Source organism: Arthrobacter sp. CAL618 (genome assembly GCF_000468215.1).
Taxonomy (GTDB): domain Bacteria; phylum Actinomycetota; class Actinomycetes; order Actinomycetales; family Micrococcaceae; genus Arthrobacter_D.
Genome location: NZ_ASZW01000172.1, coordinates 1 through 1,022 on the forward strand (window position 1 = coordinate 1; position 1,022 = coordinate 1,022).

Sequence of the window (1,022 nt, forward strand, 5' to 3'; positions counted from 1 at the left end):
CCGCCGATACGCTCAAGCCCACAGCATTGACGATAGAGGACCTGCGCGAGAGGCATCCCGGCGTCGATGAGGAATCTCTCAGAGCGCGACTCATTGCCGGCAGGGGTCGTGAAGGACTACCGGTGCCATCCAAACTCAGTAAGGCCAAGACCAGTGCACCCCCGATCGGGCCGGCACGGGTACTACATCGGACCAAGAACCAGCCGGACATCGAGAGATAGGAAAAGCTCATGAGCGAATCGGACGATATTGATGATGCAGTCGAAGGCACGCTACGCGCCGGACTGATGGTGGCAGCCAGGATCGGGGAGCAACTGGCCCGGATGCGCGAACAAGAACAACGCAGCATCGCCCAAGCAGAGGAAGGACGCGCCAGGGAACTCCAAAACCGATTCAACGCCTCCCAAGCCGCCGCACGCGCCCAGCTCGAACCAGTCAGCCGGAATGAATGGTGGGACAAGGCCACACCGGACATGATCGAACGTGTCCACGAAACAGCAGAAGCGTGGAAAGGCTATGACCCGGTTGCCGCCGGCCACGCGGGCGCCATTAGGGTCCAGGTACAGGACCGCTACGGAATCGACGTCAACGACAGCGGAGCAACCGAGCAGGACATTGTCTCAGCTGTCACCAGGGCCCAAGCGGCACGCCAGCAGGCCGAGAACGAACGGTCCACAGCCGCAGCTCGCGGCGACGAAGTAATAGTCGGGGCAGCGGTAGCCAGCGCAAACCGGGAGGACCGCACACGATCCGCGAACCCGGAAAACCCCGGGTGGGATACCTCAGAACGCCGCAACAACCTCGCAACCGCCTTGGAGGTCAACAACGACCGCGAAGCTGTGAACGCCAGGTTAGTTGCCGACGCGCACCAAGGCACGCACCCGAGCGCCGCAGTGCAGACCCGTCCTCAAACAACACCGGCCGCGAGGAGAACGATTGCCAAAGGCAAAGGGCGCACAGCCGAACGGGGTGGCTTGGCCCGGTAACGGTTGTGTAGGTATCAGTGCGGTAAAGCGTGGTGG

2 protein-coding genes are annotated in these 1,022 nt (G+C 62.3%); both read left to right on the plus strand.

Going from position 1 to position 1,022, the window contains the following annotated elements:
- Window positions 1-221 (plus strand): hypothetical protein (locus K728_RS21920; RefSeq protein ID WP_237742133.1); only part of this gene is annotated, 221 nt, incomplete at its 5' end.
- Between the two features lie 9 nt (window positions 222-230).
- Window positions 231-986, plus strand: a complete 756-nt coding sequence (locus K728_RS0110835) for a hypothetical protein (protein WP_024476720.1) — start codon at window positions 231-233, stop codon at window positions 984-986.
- Window positions 987-1,022: the final 36 nt, after the last annotated feature.